Source organism: Massilia sp. KIM, from assembly GCF_002007115.1.
Lineage (GTDB): Bacteria > Pseudomonadota > Gammaproteobacteria > Burkholderiales > Burkholderiaceae_D > Telluria.
This window is the reverse complement of the sequence record NZ_MVAD01000001.1, coordinates 1,063,593-1,077,988: the sequence shown is the minus strand read 5'-3', so window position 1 is coordinate 1,077,988 and position 14,396 is coordinate 1,063,593. Positions and strand designations below refer to the sequence as shown.

The 14,396-nt window shown below is 69.2% G+C and carries 14 protein-coding genes; 8 read left to right on the top strand and 6 right to left on the bottom strand.

Annotation, left to right across the window (positions count from 1 at the left end; all coding sequences use genetic code 11):
• The first annotated feature begins 8 nt into the window (after positions 1–8).
• Complete coding sequence (locus B0920_RS04715; RefSeq protein ID WP_078031397.1) at positions 9–428, top strand: hypothetical protein; 420 nt, start codon at positions 9–11, stop codon at positions 426–428.
• Between the two features lie 146 nt (positions 429–574).
• Positions 575–1,504: an alpha/beta fold hydrolase gene (locus tag B0920_RS04710; RefSeq protein WP_078031396.1), complete on the top strand. Its 930-nt coding sequence runs from the start codon at positions 575–577 to the stop codon at positions 1,502–1,504.
• An 86-nt stretch (positions 1,505–1,590) separates the two neighbouring features.
• Here the strand turns inward: B0920_RS04710 and B0920_RS04705 are convergent, their stop codons facing one another.
• The 4 genes from B0920_RS04705 to B0920_RS04690 form a co-directional block, all read right to left on the bottom strand.
• Complete coding sequence (locus B0920_RS04705) at positions 1,591–2,070, bottom strand: nuclear transport factor 2 family protein (protein WP_078031395.1); 480 nt, start codon at positions 2,068–2,070, stop codon at positions 1,591–1,593.
• A 45-nt stretch (positions 2,071–2,115) separates the two neighbouring features.
• Complete coding sequence (locus tag B0920_RS04700) at positions 2,116–3,051, bottom strand: PDR/VanB family oxidoreductase (RefSeq protein ID WP_078031394.1); 936 nt, start codon at positions 3,049–3,051, stop codon at positions 2,116–2,118.
• Positions 3,052–3,054: 3 nt separating this feature from the next.
• On the bottom strand, positions 3,055–3,987 hold the full coding sequence (locus B0920_RS04695) for a pyridoxamine 5'-phosphate oxidase family protein (protein WP_078031393.1): 933 nt from the start codon (positions 3,985–3,987) through the stop codon (positions 3,055–3,057).
• 158 nt (positions 3,988–4,145) lie between these two features.
• A complete protein-coding gene (locus B0920_RS04690; RefSeq protein ID WP_078031392.1) occupies positions 4,146–5,072 on the bottom strand; it encodes a cupin-like domain-containing protein in 927 nt (308 codons plus the stop codon).
• Positions 5,073–5,216: 144 nt separating this feature from the next.
• Between B0920_RS04690 and B0920_RS04685 the strand changes: the two genes are divergently transcribed.
• The 3 genes from B0920_RS04685 (at position 5,217) to B0920_RS04675 (ending at position 7,654) form a co-directional block, all read left to right on the top strand.
• Complete coding sequence (locus B0920_RS04685; protein WP_229455177.1) at positions 5,217–6,167, top strand: MBL fold metallo-hydrolase; 951 nt, start codon at positions 5,217–5,219, stop codon at positions 6,165–6,167.
• Between the two features lie 75 nt (positions 6,168–6,242).
• A complete protein-coding gene (locus B0920_RS04680; RefSeq protein WP_078031391.1) occupies positions 6,243–6,638 on the top strand; it encodes a RidA family protein in 396 nt (131 codons plus the stop codon).
• A gap of 326 nt (positions 6,639–6,964) precedes the next feature.
• A complete protein-coding gene (locus B0920_RS04675) occupies positions 6,965–7,654 on the top strand; it encodes an NAD(P)H-dependent oxidoreductase (protein ID WP_078031390.1) in 690 nt (229 codons plus the stop codon).
• Here the strand turns inward: B0920_RS04675 and B0920_RS04670 are convergent.
• Positions 7,651–8,559 carry a helix-turn-helix domain-containing protein gene (locus B0920_RS04670; RefSeq protein WP_078031389.1) on the bottom strand — a complete coding sequence of 303 codons (909 nt, stop codon included), beginning with the start codon at positions 8,557–8,559 and terminating at the stop codon, positions 7,651–7,653. The two genes, B0920_RS04675 and B0920_RS04670, sit on opposite strands and share 4 nt — an antisense overlap.
• Before the next feature lie 275 nt (positions 8,560–8,834).
• On the opposite strand from B0920_RS04670, the gene B0920_RS04665 reads away from it, so the two are divergent.
• The 3 genes from B0920_RS04665 to B0920_RS04655 all read left to right on the top strand — a co-directional run bounded on the left by B0920_RS04665 (position 8,835) and on the right by B0920_RS04655 (position 13,237).
• Entirely contained in the window at positions 8,835–9,647 is an 813-nt protein-coding gene (locus B0920_RS04665; RefSeq protein WP_078031388.1) for an SDR family oxidoreductase, read from the top strand.
• 40 nt (positions 9,648–9,687) lie between these two features.
• Positions 9,688–10,935, top strand: coding sequence for an MFS transporter (locus B0920_RS04660; protein ID WP_078031387.1), 1,248 nt, complete (start codon positions 9,688–9,690; stop codon positions 10,933–10,935).
• A gap of 121 nt (positions 10,936–11,056) precedes the next feature.
• Positions 11,057–13,237 carry a molybdopterin cofactor-binding domain-containing protein gene (locus B0920_RS04655; protein WP_078031386.1) on the top strand — a complete coding sequence of 727 codons (2,181 nt, stop codon included), beginning with the start codon at positions 11,057–11,059 and terminating at the stop codon, positions 13,235–13,237.
• A 15-nt stretch (positions 13,238–13,252) separates the two neighbouring features.
• Here the strand turns inward: B0920_RS04655 and B0920_RS04650 are convergent, their stop codons facing one another.
• Positions 13,253–14,395: a DUF1624 domain-containing protein gene (locus B0920_RS04650; RefSeq protein ID WP_078033290.1), complete on the bottom strand. Its 1,143-nt coding sequence runs from the start codon at positions 14,393–14,395 to the stop codon at positions 13,253–13,255.
• Position 14,396: the final 1 nt, after the last annotated feature.

Sequence of the window (14,396 nt, the reverse complement as noted above, 5' to 3'; positions counted from 1 at the left end):
TTCCTATCATGACACAGCATACCGTTCCGGACACTCCCTCGTTCGATCAGCGCCCTCCGGCGGCGCTCGACGCGCAGGCGGGCGACGCGGCGCTCGGCGCGCCGACCCGCATCCGTATCGCGCTCTACCTCGCCCAGCGCGGTTGCCCGGGCATGTCGCCGGCCCTGCTGCAGGAATGGGGCCGCGCGGCCGGCATGAACCGCGCCGAGATGGCGGCCAACGCCGGCGGCACCAGCCATGACGCGAAGGGAAGTGCCTGCTTGGCCTTCGTGGGCCGTCTGCTCGACGACCCCGGCGCGCCCGCTGCCGCAGACCTGGCGCGCATGGCGCAGGTGGGTTACCGCCCGGACCAGATCGCCGAAGTGCGGGCCCAGGTCGCGCCCTGCCGCCGCCACGACGCCGAGGCGCCGGCGGAGGGGAAGCGCTAGGCCGGGCATTGCGCCTGGCGAAAGATTGTATTCATGCGCGGGCGGTTTTCCCCGGGCCGGCGCGAACCTAGAATTCTTGCATCCGCTGCAGCGCCGCGGACCTGCGCGCGACAGCGCCATTCCCCTCAACGACACAGGAGTTCCCCATGCATACTCTCGCCGCCGCCGCCCTCGTCCTGGCCGGCGCCAGTCAGGCGGCGCAAGCCGCGCCGATCGCCTACCGCAGCGTCCAAGTCGATGGGGTCAGCATCGCCTACCGCGAGGCGGGCGATCCCGCCAAGCCCAGCGTCCTGCTACTGCACGGCGTGCCCAGCTCCTCGCGCATGTACGACGCGCTGATGCGGCGCCTGGGCGACGAGTTCCACCTGGTGGCCCCGGACTACCCCGGCTTCGGCAACAGCCAGGCGCCCGATCCGGCGCGCTACGCCTACAGCTTCGAGCACCTGGCGCAGACCATGGGGCAATTCGCCGACGCGCTCGGGATGCGGCGCTACGTCCTGCTGATGCAGGACTATGGCGCCCCGGTCGGGATGCGCCTGGCCGTGGCGCGTCCGCAGGCGGTGCGCGCCATGGTGTTCCAGAACGGGAACGTGTACGAGGAAGGCCTTGGCGCCATGTGGGCCAAGCGCAAACCGTATTGGGCCGACCGCGCCGCCCACGAGGCCGAGGTGGTGGCCGCACACCAGTCCGTGGCGCTCACGCGCGCACGCCATGTCGGCAGCGACCCGAACGTGGAAGCCTACGATCCCGACCTGTGGATGGACGAAGTCGCCTACCTGAACCGTCCAGGCCAGGCGCGCATCCAGGCCGACCTGATCTACGACTACCGCCACAACCTGGCCGCCTATCCGCAATGGCAGGCCTGGCTCAGGCAGCGCCAGCTCCCCACCCTGGTGGTCTGGGGCCGACACGACCTGGCCTTCGTCGAAGCCGGCGCCCACGCTTTCCGGCGCGACCTGCCCCAGGCCCAGGTGCACGTGCTGGACGGCGGCCACTTCGTGATGGACACCCGGCTCGACGAAGTGAGCGCGCTGACCCGCGCCTTCCTGCGCCAGCTTGGGGCCGGCCCGCGCTGAAACCGCAGGCGCAAGCATTCAAGGCCAGGCGCCCGGATACGGGACGGCTGGCCTTGCTCTTGGACGGCCCTGCGGGCCGGAAGGAATCAGAGCCCGAGCTCGGACAGGCCGGGGTGGTCGTCGGGGCGGCGTCCCAGCGGCCAGCGGAACTTGCGCTCCTCTTCCTTGATCGGCATGTCGTTGATGCAGGCGTAGCGGTTGATCATCAGGCCGTCCGGGCCGAATTCCCAGTTCTCGTTGCCGTAGGAGCGGTACCAGTTGCCCGAGTCGTCGCGGCTTTCGTAGGCGTAGCGCACCGCGATGCGGTTGTCCGTGAAGGCCCACAATTCCTTGATCAGGCGGTACTCGAGCTCCTTGTTCCATTTACGCTCGAGGAAGGCGCGCGCCTCGTCGCGGCCGTTGCAGAACTCGGCGCGGTTGCGCCAGCGGGTGTCCAGGCTGTAGGCCAGCGCCACCTTGGCGGCGTCGCGGCTGTTCCAACCGTCTTCGGCGAGGCGCACCTTCTGGATCGCCGTTTCGCGGGTGAAGGGCGGGAGCGGGGGACGGATTTCTTGATTGGTCGACATGCTTTACCTCGTAGGTCGTGTGGAAAAAAATGGATCAGATGGCGCTTAGAGATCGAGCTCAAGCTCGGGACCGCTGGCCCAGGACACACAGGGGGTCATGCCCTGTGCGCGCTGGTCGGGGGTGAGGCAGACGTCGCGGTGCACGGGATCGCCCCTGACGACGGCCGCGTAGCAGTTGCCGCACTCGCCCCGTTTGCACTCGTAGGAGACGAAGGCCTCGGCCTCGATCATGGCGTCCAGGATCGACTTGCCTGGGGCGACATCGAGCGTCATTCCGCTCTGGACCAGGTGCACGCGCAGCGGACGGTCCTGGTCCTGGGCGCGCGCGCCGAAACTTTCGAAGCGGATGTGCTGTTGCGGCCAGCCCTGGGCGGTGGCGCTGGCGCGGATCGCCTCCAGCAGGGAGACCGGCCCGCAGGCATGCAGTTCGCAGCCCTCTTCCCATGGGCCGATCAGCGCATCCAGGTCGGGGCGCCCGTCGCGCTGCGTCACGTAGGTGCGCACGCAGCCCTGGTCCAGTGACTGCCAGTCCTCGGCCAGCACCAGGCGCTCGGGAGCATGTGCGATGTAGTGCAACTCGTAGGCGGCGCCGGAGGCCTCGAGCGCGCGCGCCATCGGCAGGATCGGCGTGATGCCGATGCCGCCCGCGATCAGGACGGTGCGCGCGCTGCCGGCATGCAGCCGGAAACTGTCCAGGGGCTGGCTCAGCTCCAGCTCCATGCCGGGCGCGAATTCCTCGTGCAGCACGCGCGAGCCGCCGCGTCCCTGGTCCTCGCGCTGCACCGCGATGCGCAGCAGCCCCTCGGCTTCACCGACCACCGAATAGGCATTGGTGTGCGTGTTCCCGGCGCGCGAGCGGAAGCGGAGTTCCACGTGGGCGCCCGGCTGCCAGGGCGGAAGCGGCGCGCCGTCGAGCGGAGCCAGGCGAAACTCCTTGACCGCCGGCCCGTGGGGAATGATGGCGTCGATACGGTAGCGCATGATTCAGCCCTCCACGACGGCGGGGTTGAAGGGCGAGGCGTCCAGGTATTCCCATTCCAGCCGCTGCGGCACGCGGCGCAGCAGCCAGCGATCGACCTCGATTTCCCAGAAGCGGCCGGTGCCGGCGCTCAGGTGGGCGCCGTCGTCCTGGCCATGCAGCACGCGCGCCCGGCCGCTCAGCTGCAGCATGCGCTGGCCGGCGAAGTCGGGCACGCACAGGCCGACGCGCGGGTCGACCTGGAAGTTGCCGAAAGTGTTGAACAGGCTGTTGCCGGGATAGTCGGGGATGCGCAGCAGGCCTTCGTGCACCACTTGCACGAAGCCCGGGTTGCCGCCCCGATGCGAGGCGTCGGCGCCGCGCTGCGGGTGGTTGCTGGCCACGAACACGGTGTCGGCGCTGCGCACGATGTCGCGCACCTCGCCCACCACGGCCCTGCCCTCGCCCAGGAGCGCCGGCGACGATTCGCCGTCCATGCCGCGCAGCTGGCGGCGCTGGATGTATTTCGGACAATTCGGGTAGGCTTCGCGCACGCTTACTTCGATACCCTGGTCGTCCAGGCGCGCCAGCGTTCCGTTGATGCGGTAGCGGCGGCGCGAGCCGAGTTCGATGAACAGCATGCCGATGGCCGGATTGGCGCCGATGTTGGCCCAGAACGGATCGCCCGGGTCGCGCCGCGCGAGTGGCAGGTCAAGGATCACGGCGTCGGCGACGTCGGCGTGGGCGAAGCCCGGCGGCCCGTACAGCACCGTCGACCAGGGCGCGCCCTCCGCGTCCACGCTGCCCAGCACCACCATGGACTGCTTCTGCAGGAAGGGCCGGGCGCCGCCCAGGATGGTGTCGGCGATGACCACGCCATTGCGGTCGGCAATGGCGACCTCGCCCGCCGACTGCTGCACGGCCCGTTCGCCTTCATGATAAACCGATGTCATCGTCATGCTGCGTCTCCACATAAAAAGTCGGCCTGGGTCGGCCTGGTTTGGATCATCGTGGAGATCATTGTCAGCAATAATGCGGGCCTCCGGAATACCCACTGCTTGCAATACATTATTTCGCCGGGGTGAACATTCGCCTTGCTACCCGGCCGGAATGGCGCTCAGGGCATTCGACCGCCAAGTGCCATCGGCAGGGCCCTCGACCAGCGGTTGGAAGACAGCGAGAAGCTCAGCGCCCGCACCTGGTGGTACCAGCCCGCTGGCACGTAGAGCAGATCCCCCGGCCCGACGATGCATTCGGCCAACGTGGCATGACGGGCGAGCGGGTAGGCCGCGTAGTCCGGCGCTTCGGGGTCGAAAGGAGAGGCGAACAGCAAAGGATTGGCTTCGCGGGCGTACAGGTAGCGGTCGTGATGCGGCGGCGCCAGAAAGATGCGCTTGCTCCCCCATACCTGGGCGAACAGGTTGTCGTCGTAGTCGCAGTGCAGGGGTGTGACCGTGCGCTCCGGGCCGATCCAGAAGCGCGCCGGGCCAGGCTTGGCAAAGTAGTTGGGCCAATGGCACAGCGCGTTGAGCTCACGTAGACCCAGGTTGCCCACGTAGGGAGGCAGCGGGCTGGAATCCTGCGCGACCAGGTCGAGATAGTTCGCCATGCTCATGTCCCGCATCGCGCGGTCGGGCGCGAACGCGGTCCCGACGTAGTCGCCGACCCGGGCCCGCACCGGCAACGCGCCGAAGCGTCCGCGCAGCACCGAGCGGTCGAGCGCCGCGATCGGCCAGCGGTTCACCACCCCCTCGATCAGAAAAGGCAGGCCCTCGGCTGCGCGAAGCCGGAAAGCCGCGCTGTCCAGGCGGCCCAGGCTCGGAATGGTGTCTGCCGCAGGTAGTCGCTCGGACGCCTGGCGGATCGCCTCGCGCAGTGCCGGAATCGAAGCGATGCCGCGCGCCTGCTCCACCCGGCGCGCGCGCCCGGAGTCGAGCGCCTCCCGCTCCGCCTCGGACGCGGGCATCGCCAAGCGCGGCGGCAGGCGCCCCTCGTCCTTGCGCTTGTCCCACGGGCCTTGGTCCGCAACTTGCGCTTTCCTCATTCACGCCTCTCGTCACCGCATTCCACAAAGGTCGACAGCATACCGCATCGGATCCGCCGCCGCCGCTGCCCCCTGGCCAGCCCGATCCTCATGCGGCGCGCCAGAATGTGCGATCATGCATTTCCGAGACCGCAGGAGAGCGCCATGTTCCGTCCACATCGGGTTTCGCGCCGCGCAGTGCTGTCGCTTGCCGCCGCCATGCTTGCGAACTGTCTTCCAGCCTCCGCCCAGCAGGACGCCGGGATTGGACTCGTGGTACTCGGGTCAGGCGGCCCCGGCGCCGTCGGTCGCGCCGGCAGCAGCTTCCTGGTGCTGCTCGACGGCGTGCCCCGCATCCTGGTCGACGCGGGTGGCGGCGCTTTCACCCGCCTTGGTGAGACCGGACTGAGCCTGGCCAAGCTCGACACCATACTGCTGACCCATCTGCACGCCGATCATGCGGGCGGACTGCCAGCCCTGCTCAAGGCGCGTGTTGTGGGCGGCGGCGGTCCCGCTGCGCTCACCGTCGTCGGTCCAGGCGGCGGCCCCGGTTTCCCGTCGACGACGCGGCTGATTGCGTTGCTATTCGGCAAAGGTGGCGCCTTCGCCTATCTTCCTGATTTCGCCGCGCCCCTGCGCTTTCACGTACGGGATGTGGCTTCCTCGGCAAGCGAGAGGGTCCTAGTTGCCCGCGACGGCCTGCGCATTCTCGCCAGCGCCGGCCACCATGGAGAGGCGCCGGCGATCATCTACCGTATCGAGTACCAGGGACGAAGCATCTGCTTCAGCGGCGATATCGACAACAAGGGACATGCCGCCCTGAGGCGACTGGCTCGCGGGGTGGACTTGCTGGTGTTTAATTCGGTGGTGCTGGACCCTCCAGGTTCCCCGGCCCAGCTCTATGAGCTCCATACGCCCCCGCGGGCCATCGGCGAGCTGGCCCGCGATGCGCGGGTCTCCGCACTCCTGCTCACCCACCTGAATCCAGGAATCGACAATGCGAAGGAAGCGGTACTGGCCTCGATACGGGCGGCCTACGACGGACCTGTCGCCTTCGCCCGGGACGGGTCGCGCTGGCCCAACGAGGCAGGCTCTCCTGGCTTGCGCCTGGATTGAGCCTTTCGCCCAATAGCTGGCTGGCCGCCGCCGTACTAGACTTGAATCCCTCTCTTCTTGCGCCAGGAGCCAGCCATGAACAAGCGCGACGTCGTGTTCCCGCCAGGTCCGCGCGGCCTGTATGAGCTGAATCGTTATTCCCCTGCCGTGCGGTCCGGAGGGTTCCTGTTTGTATCGGGACAGACGGGCAATCGCGATGACGGCACGCCGGAGCCGGACCTGGAGGCGCAAGTCAGATGCGCGTTCGCGAACCTGAACGCCGTTCTGGAAGCCGGAGGATGCAGCTTCGACGACGTTGTCGACTTCACGATCTATATCGTCGATCCGCAGGAGAAGTTCGAACGCATCTGGCGCGTGGTGCGAGAGTTCTGGGGCGAGGCCCCGTACCCCACGGCGACGGCGGTCGGCGTTACCTGGCTTTACGGTTTCGATCTCGAACTCAAGGTGGTTGCGCGCATTCCAACGGCCTGAAACCGCCTTCCTGCAGCCGCGACCAGCCGGCGACACCACCGGCGCCCGGCACCGAGGATCGGGGCAGGCGGTCGGGCAAAGGATGGCGCTCGCCGGGATGGCATCCGCCCTCGGCCCGGCAGCGATCGGCACCAGCGCGCCGGCTTGGCCGAGCCGATCCGCCGGATTCGCAACCGGCAGGTAAAGATGTTGTGCGCGAAGGCCCACTAGTCGCGTGCCGCCGCGCTGCCTACACTCGCTTCACTACCACCGGATCTCGGACGCCGCCGCGCCGACCTGGAGGACACCGTGGCCATCCCGGTCCGGCCTGATTGCGAGGAACAATAATGAACGTCCTGATCGTGATTGCCCACCCCGAACCCAAGAGCATGAATCATGCGATGGCCGCAGCCATGCAGGACCAGTTCGAAGCGCGAGGCTGGAGCGTGGCGGTCTCCGACCTCTACGCCCAGCGCTTCCGCGCAGCGCCCTCGAGCGCCGACTTCCGGATGCTGCACGATCCAGTGCGCTTCTCGCTGGCGCACGAGCAGCGCCTGGCCCAGCACAGCGACGGCTACCGCTGCGACATCCAGTACCAGCACAAGGCGCTGCGCGCCGCCGACCTGGTCGTGTTCCAGTTCCCGCTCTGGTGGTACGCGGTCCCGGCCATCCTGAAAGGCTGGGTCGAACGGGTGTTCGGCAAGGGCTTCGCCTACGACGACACCCACATGTTCGAGACCGGCCTGCTGCGCGGCAAGCGCGCCCTGCTGTCGATCACCACCGGCGGCACCCGCGCGGAGCTGGACGCCGACGCCGTCCACACCGGCAGCGTGGAGCAGTTCCTCAAACCCTTCACCGGCGGCGTACTCGCCTTTTCCGGTATCGAGGTCGAGGAACCCTTCATCGCCTACGCGGTGGGCGGCATGGGACAGCCCGAGCACGACCAGGTGCTTGCGGCCCTGCGCGCCCGGGTCGACCGCCTGGCCGCCGACATGGAGCGCCTGCCCTCCGTCGACTCGCCGCGGCAGGCCGCTTAGGCTTCCTGCGCGGCCGCGCGCGCATGGCGGCGGGCGAACACCGCCGGCGTCATGCCGACGTTGAGGCGAAAGCGCCGGGTGAAGTAACTCTGGTCCGCGTAGCCAACCATGGCCGCGATCTTGCCGAGCGAGGCTTCTCCCTGGCGCATCAGCAGCTGGGCCCGGGCGATGCGGCGGCGCTCGAGATAGGCCATGGGAGAGCAGCCCGTGCTCTCCTTGAACAGCCGGGCGAAGTGGAAACGGCTGACGTGGGCTACCTGGGCCAGCGACTGCAGCGCGATGTGCTCGTGCAGGTGCGTTTCGATGTAGTCGAGCACGCGCTCCAGCGTCTGCGGCGATAGACCGTGAGGGGCTGGCCCCAGCAGGGCCGGCCTGGCGTGGAAGCGCTGCACCAGATGCAGCCCCAGCGCCTGGGTCAGGGCCTGGCTGATCTGGCATTGGAAAGGATGGGGCGGCTTCCTGAGTTCATCCACGAACAGTGCGACCAGGCGTTCCGCGAAAGGGTCGCGTCGCGCCGGACAGGCCTGCGTCTCGCGCTCCAGCCAGTCCGCGCAGCCATTTGCGATCGCCAAGTGACGCAACAGCGCCGGATCGATGCAGACCAGGGCCAGCGCGCAGCGCGATTCCCAGGTCCAGCTCGAGACCGTACCGCGTGGGTGCCAGCCCACGCTGCCCGCGCCGACCGGAATCGTTTCGAGCATCGCGCCGCGACCGAGGGTCGCGCACATCGGTCCGGCCAAGTGAACGGCGAGCAGGTGCCGATCCTGCGCGTGCCAGAGCGCCGCGCCGGGCGAGCGCCACTCGAAACACCGCACTTCCATGCCGTCCCAGGGACGGTCGAGACTCGATAACACGGGTGGGACGGCGAGGGACGTTTCCAGGCCGCCGTAGGCGCTCGTCATCATGATGGGCTCCTGCCGCGCACAGTGAACGCTACCAGACTACGGGCTAGGTTAGCACAAAGACAGTATGCGGAAAACATGAGGAAAGCCGCTTCAATCATCTGGCCGCGCCTGCCCCGAAATGGTGCGCGACACCCCCGCATTTTCAACGAAAAGCTGAAAATCATTCTCCTTTACCCGCTCTAGTGCTGGGAAATGCGCCGGCCTACACTGGCCCTGCCGTCGGACCTCAGGCCCGGCGCCAAAGCCCACCACCCATCGAGCGAAAGGAAAGCAACATGTCTAAGACTATCCTGATCACCGGCGCCGCAGGCGGCTTCGGACGCGGCGCAGCCATCGGCATGGCCCGCAAGGGTCACAACATCATCGCCACCGTGCACGTGTCGTCCCAGGTCACGCCGCTGCGCGAAGAGGTCGCGCGCCTTGGACTGTCCGAGCGCATCAAGGTGGCCCGACTGGACCTGACGGACCGCTACGACATCGCCCAGGCCTTGCGCTGGGACTTCGACGTCCTGTGGAACAACGCCGGCATGGGCGAGGCCGGACCGGTGTGGGAGATCCCGCTCGACCTGGTGCGCAACAACTTCGAGGTCAACGTCTTCCTGCCGCTCGACCTGACCCAGCGAGTGGTGCGCAAATGGATCGACGACGGCCGCGCGGCCGGCCGCAAGGTGGTGTTCACCTCGTCCATGGGCGGCCTGTTCACGCCGGCCAACTGGGGCACCTACGTGGCCACCAAGCATGCGCTGGAGTCGGTGGCCGAGGCGCTGCAGCAGGAACTGGCGCCCTGGGGCATCAAGATCCAGACCATCAACCCGGGCGCCTATTACACGGGTTACAACGAGACCATGGCCGACAACCCCTTCCGCTGGCTGGACGAGAGCAGGCACCTCACCCGCCCGGCCGCGCTGCGCCAGGCCTTCGACGACTTCTTCGCCACCCCGGAGGGCAGCATGGACGCCCAGGAAATGATCGACCGCATGATCGAGATCGTTCCCGCCGACAGCGGCAAATTCCGCAACGTGGTCCCTCAGGCTGTCGAGGACATGCTCAAGCGCCATCAGGCCGAAGCCTGGGACAACCCGATCTGAACCCGGTCCGCCGCCCCGCCACCATCCACCAGGAGACATCATGCAAGCGCTCTTGCTCAAGCTGACCGGCGCCGTCCAGGGTGCGCCATCCCCGGCCCTGCCCAAGGCAGCGACCGTTCCCGCAAGCCTGCCGGCAGGGCTGATCCGCCTGCTAGCCCTGATGTGCGGTGTGTCGATCGCCAGCGCCTACTACTCGCAGCCCTTGCTGGGCGAGATCGGACGCGCCTTCAACATGTCCGAGCAGCTGGCCGGCGCCATCCCCATGTTCACCCAGCTCGGCATCGCCCTGGGCGCCCTGCTGTTCCTGCCGCTGGGCGACATCGTCGACGACCGCAAGCTCATCCTCGGCATGGTGGCCTCCCACGTCGGCGCCCTGGTCCTGGTGACGCTGGCGCCCGACACGCCCACCCTGCTCGGCGCGATGGTGCTGATGGGTCTCACCACCGTCACGCCCTACCTGCTGCCCGCCTACGCCGCCAAGCTCGCCGGTCCCGCGCAGCGCGGCCAGGTCGCCGGCCTGCTGGCCCAGGGCAGCTTCGCCGGCATCCTGCTGGCCCGCACCGCGAGCGGCTTCGTCGGCCACCACCTGGGCTGGTCAACCATTTACTGGATCGCCTCGGCGGCGATGATCGTGCTCGGCCTCGTGCTGGCGCGCCGCATGCCGGGTATCCGCCAGCAGGCGCGGCTCGGCTACGCCGCCCTGCTCGGCTCCCTGCTGGCGATCTTCCGCGCCCAGCCCGAGCTGCGCCGCGCGGCGGCGCGCCAGGGCCTGGTGTTCGGCGCCTTCAACGCCTTCTGGATCAGCCTCGTGTTCCTGCTCGAAGGACCGGCTTTCAATCTGGGCAGCGACACCGCGGGCCTGTTCGGCGTCATCGGCTTCGCCGGCGCCCTGGCCGCGCCCCTGTTCGGCAAGCTCGCCGACCGCCGCGGCGCGCGCTTCGCGGTGCGCGCCGGCACCGGCATGGCGACCGCCTCCTGGCTGGTGTTCGCAGGCTGGGGCGACAGCCTGGCCGGCCTGGCTGCCGGCGTGCTGCTGCTCGACCTCGGCGTCACCGCCTCCGACGTGTCGAACCAGGCCATCATCTACCGCCTCGGCGAGGACATCCGCGGCCGCGTCACCACCATCTACATCCTGGGCCTCTTCATCGGCGGCGGCACGATGGCCGGCTTGAGCGCCCTGAGCTGGTCCAGCTTCGGCTGGCATGGGGTGTGCGCGTTGGGCGCGCTGGCCTGCGCCCTCGCGTTCGCCCTTGGCGCCAGCCCGCGCCGCCAGGAAGGTCTGGAATGAGGGCGCGGCACACAGCAATGGCGTACCAAATTCAGGCAATCGCTTCCTACAAGCCGGCAGGTGCAAAGAAGATAATAGTGCGCGCGCCGGCTGATGGCGCGCCCGCCCGTGGAGAGACCTCATGAAGCCACTTCCCGACCACTACCCCGATCGGCCCGAGGCGATCGACCACGGACGGCGCGCCTGGCTGCTCGCCTCCCTCGCCACCGGCGGCGCGCTGGTGATCGGCATGGCGCCCGAGCCCGCGAACGGGGCCGGCTCCGCGAGCGCGTTCGCCCCGAACGCCTTCCTGCGCATCGCCCGCGACGGCAAGGTGACGCTCTTCATGCCCTATGCCGAGATGGGCCAGGGCGCGATGATGTCCCAGGCGATGATCGTGGCGGAAGAACTGGATCTCGATCCGCAGCGCATCGTGCTGGAGGCTGCCCCGGCGGACGACACGCTGTACGCCAATCCCCTGCTCGGCGCGCAGATCAGCGGCGGTTCGGCCTCGCTGCGCGGCAGCTGGCGCAGCATGCGCGGCGCGGCCGCCGCGGCGCGCGCGATGCTGGTGCAAGCAGCGGCCCAGCGCTGGGGCGTCGCCGTAGCGGATTGCCGGACCGCCGGCGGCGCGGTCCAGCATCCGGGCTCTGGACGGCGCCTGGCCTACGGCGAACTGGTGGATGCCGCCTCGCGCTTGCCGGTGCCGGCCGAGCCGCCGCTCAAGCAGGCGGACGACTACAAACTGGTCGGCAAGTCGCTGCGGCGGCTGGACGCGCCAGCCAAGGTCAATGGCAGCGCCCGCTATGGCATCGACGTGCGCCTGCCAGGGATGCTGTACGCCGCCGTCGCCGCCTGCCCGGTCTTCGGCGGCCGACTGGGCCGCGTCGACGACGCGCGCGCGCTGCAGGTCCGGGGCGTGCGCCAGGTGCTGCGCCTGCCCGATGCGGTGGCGGTGGTCGCGAACTCCACCTGGTCTGCCTTCCAGGGCGTGCAGGCCCTGGACATCGCCTGGGAAGGCGGCGCCGACGCCACCCTCGACAGCGCCGCGCTGGTGGCGCGGGCCGACGCCGCCCTCGAGGAGGCCGGCCTGCCGCACCTGCGCAGCGGCGACGTGGCGGCGGCCGAGCGCTCCGCCGCCCGGGTGCACGAATCGGTGTTCCGCCTGCCGTCGCTGGCCCACGCGGCGATCGAGCCGCTCAACTGCACCGTCCATCTGCGCGAAGGCCGTTGCGACGTCTGGTGCGGCAGCCAGATCCTGGGGCGCGCCCACAAGGCGGCCGCCGAGGCTGCCGGGCTGCCGCTGGAGCGGGTCCGCATGCACAACCAGTTGCTGGGCGGCGGCTTCGGACGCCGGCTGGAAGTCGACTACGTCGCCCAGGCGGTGGCGATTGGGCGCCAGGTGGCGGCGCCGGTGAAAGTCACCTGGAACCGCGCCGAGGACTTCCAGCACGATTACTACCGCGCCCACAACCACAGCCGGGTGCGGGTGGCCCTCGACGCCCAGGGGCGCCCGCTCAGCTGGCACCACCGGATCGTCGGCCCCAACATCATGCAGCGCTGGCTGCCCAGCTTTCAGCGCAACGGGGTCGACCTGAGTGTGGTCCATGGGGCCAGCGGCCCCTACGACATTCCGAACCTCTTCATCGAATTCACCCGCCACGAGCCGCCGCCCGGCATGAACGTCGGTAACTGGCGCGGCGTGGGGCCGACCCGCAACGTCTTCATCGTCGAGACCGTGATGGACGAGCTGGCGGCGCGCGCCGGACAGGACCCGGTCGCCTACCGGCTGGCGCTGATGCGGGGCGCGCAGCCACGCATCCGCCACGTGCTGGAGCTGGCCGCGGCCCGCTCCGGCTGGGGTTCGCCGCTGCCGCCACGCTCGGGGCGCGGCGTCGCGGTCTACGAGGGTTTCGGCAGCTACGCCGCGATCGTCGCCCAGGTCAAACTCGCGCCCGGCGGCGAGATCGCGGTCGAACGCGTGACCTGCGCGGTCGACGTCGGGCTGGCGGTCAATCCCGACATCGTGCGCTCGCAGATCGAAGGCGGTGTGGTGTTCGGTGTCTCGGCCGCCCTGCTGGAGCGCGTGATCGTCCAGGGAGGGCGCGTGGCGCAGGCGAACTTCGACACCTATCCCGTCCTGCGCATGCATGCGGCGCCCGTGGTGGAGGTGCACATCGTCGAGAACCGGGAGAATCCGGGCGGTGCGGGCGAACTCAGCACGCCCGGCACGATCGCGGCGGTCGCCAATGCGGTGGGCGCGGCAAGCGGCGTGCGGGCGTATTCCCTGCCGCTCGAGCCGGCGCGCTTCAGGGCGGCATGATCCCGGCGCCGGCGCCTACAGGTACTTCAGCCAGGCAAGGTCGCGCCGGCGCGCCTTCAGCCTGGCGAAGGCCCGCACCGCCGGGAACAGGAGCAGCGTCAGCGCCAGCGTCAGCAGCCACACGGGCCAGACGCTGTCCAGGCGCGCCCCATCTTCGCCAACTGCGGCAATGGCCGCCCGTGCGAGCAGCTGGAGCGCGTACAGGTGCACGAGGTAGAAGAACATCGGCGCCGATCCCAGCACGGCGAGGCCGCGAACCAGGACGCCCCTGCGTGCGTCCAGCCAGGCCAGCAGGCCGAGGCCGACGCTCAGGGTCAGCATGGCGAACAGGAGCGAAGGCGGATATTTCTTCACGTTGAAGAAGCTCAGCAAGGTCTCGATGCCGGTCGCGCCGGCCACCCAGGGCTGGTCGCCGTACACATTGGCCCAGCGCAGCGCGCCAAAGCCCGTCAGCAGCGCCAGCGCCCAGCCGGCAAGGCGCTCGCGGCGCTCACGGGCATCGCGTCCCGGGCCGAACCAGGGACCGCAGGCATAGCCAAGGCAGATGATGCCGATCCAGGGCAGCACCGGGTAGGAGGTGCGCACGCGCAGCGTCTGGCCGAACTCCAGCCAGCCGCGGTCGTGCAGCACCGCCCACGGCATGTGCAGGGGATGGCCGGGCGCGAAGTGCAGCGGATCGAGAAAGTTGTGTCCGGCGACGATGAGCAGGCCCAGGACGATGAGCGCCTTGCGCGGCAGGCGCACCAGCGCCGCCAGCACGATCATCGACACGCCGATGGCCCAGATTACCTGCAGGTAGATCACGGTCGGCGGGAAGCGCGCGGTCCAGGCGAAGTTCACCACCGTCAGTTCGAGCACGACCAGGAACAGGCCGCGCTTGAACAGGAAAGCCGAGGCGGCGGCCGGGCCGTCCGGCTGGCGCGCGGCGTACAGCCAGGCCGACAGGCCGGTGAGGAACACGAACACCGGGGCGCACAGGTGGGAGACCAGGCGCGAGAGGAACAGCCAGCCGGGAGTGGACACGACGTCCATCGGATCGGCCACCTGCAGGTGCAGCAGGAAGGTCTCGCGCACGTGATCGGCCAGCATGAGCACCATGACCAGGCCGCGCAGGGCGTCGATGGCGGCGATCCGCTGGCGATCCAGGGCGGGATCCATG

What these genes read in the sequence shown, in the direction of transcription:
- B0920_RS04695 (WP_078031393.1), bottom strand. Translation starts at nt 3,987, where the DNA reads ATGACGATGACATCGGTTTATCATGAAGGCGAACGGGCCGTGCAGCAG.
- B0920_RS04665 (WP_078031388.1), top strand. Translation starts at nt 8,835, where the DNA reads ATGTCTAAGACTATCCTGATCACCGGCGCCGCAGGCGGCTTCGGACGC.
- B0920_RS04710 (WP_078031396.1), top strand. Translation starts at nt 575, where the DNA reads ATGCATACTCTCGCCGCCGCCGCCCTCGTCCTGGCCGGCGCCAGTCAG.
- B0920_RS04650 (WP_078033290.1), bottom strand. Translation starts at nt 14,395, where the DNA reads ATGGATCCCGCCCTGGATCGCCAGCGGATCGCCGCCATCGACGCCCTG.
- B0920_RS04675 (WP_078031390.1), top strand. Translation starts at nt 6,965, where the DNA reads ATGAACGTCCTGATCGTGATTGCCCACCCCGAACCCAAGAGCATGAAT.
- B0920_RS04700 (WP_078031394.1), bottom strand. Translation starts at nt 3,051, where the DNA reads ATGCGCTACCGTATCGACGCCATCATTCCCCACGGGCCGGCGGTCAAG.
- B0920_RS04715 (WP_078031397.1), top strand. Translation starts at nt 9, where the DNA reads ATGACACAGCATACCGTTCCGGACACTCCCTCGTTCGATCAGCGCCCT.
- B0920_RS04655 (WP_078031386.1), top strand. Translation starts at nt 11,057, where the DNA reads ATGAAGCCACTTCCCGACCACTACCCCGATCGGCCCGAGGCGATCGAC.
- B0920_RS04685 (WP_229455177.1), top strand. Translation starts at nt 5,217, where the DNA reads ATGTTCCGTCCACATCGGGTTTCGCGCCGCGCAGTGCTGTCGCTTGCC.
- B0920_RS04660 (WP_078031387.1), top strand. Translation starts at nt 9,688, where the DNA reads ATGCAAGCGCTCTTGCTCAAGCTGACCGGCGCCGTCCAGGGTGCGCCA.
- B0920_RS04680 (WP_078031391.1), top strand. Translation starts at nt 6,243, where the DNA reads ATGAACAAGCGCGACGTCGTGTTCCCGCCAGGTCCGCGCGGCCTGTAT.
- B0920_RS04670 (WP_078031389.1), bottom strand. Translation starts at nt 8,559, where the DNA reads ATGATGACGAGCGCCTACGGCGGCCTGGAAACGTCCCTCGCCGTCCCA.
- B0920_RS04690 (WP_078031392.1), bottom strand. Translation starts at nt 5,072, where the DNA reads ATGAGGAAAGCGCAAGTTGCGGACCAAGGCCCGTGGGACAAGCGCAAG.
- B0920_RS04705 (WP_078031395.1), bottom strand. Translation starts at nt 2,070, where the DNA reads ATGTCGACCAATCAAGAAATCCGTCCCCCGCTCCCGCCCTTCACCCGC.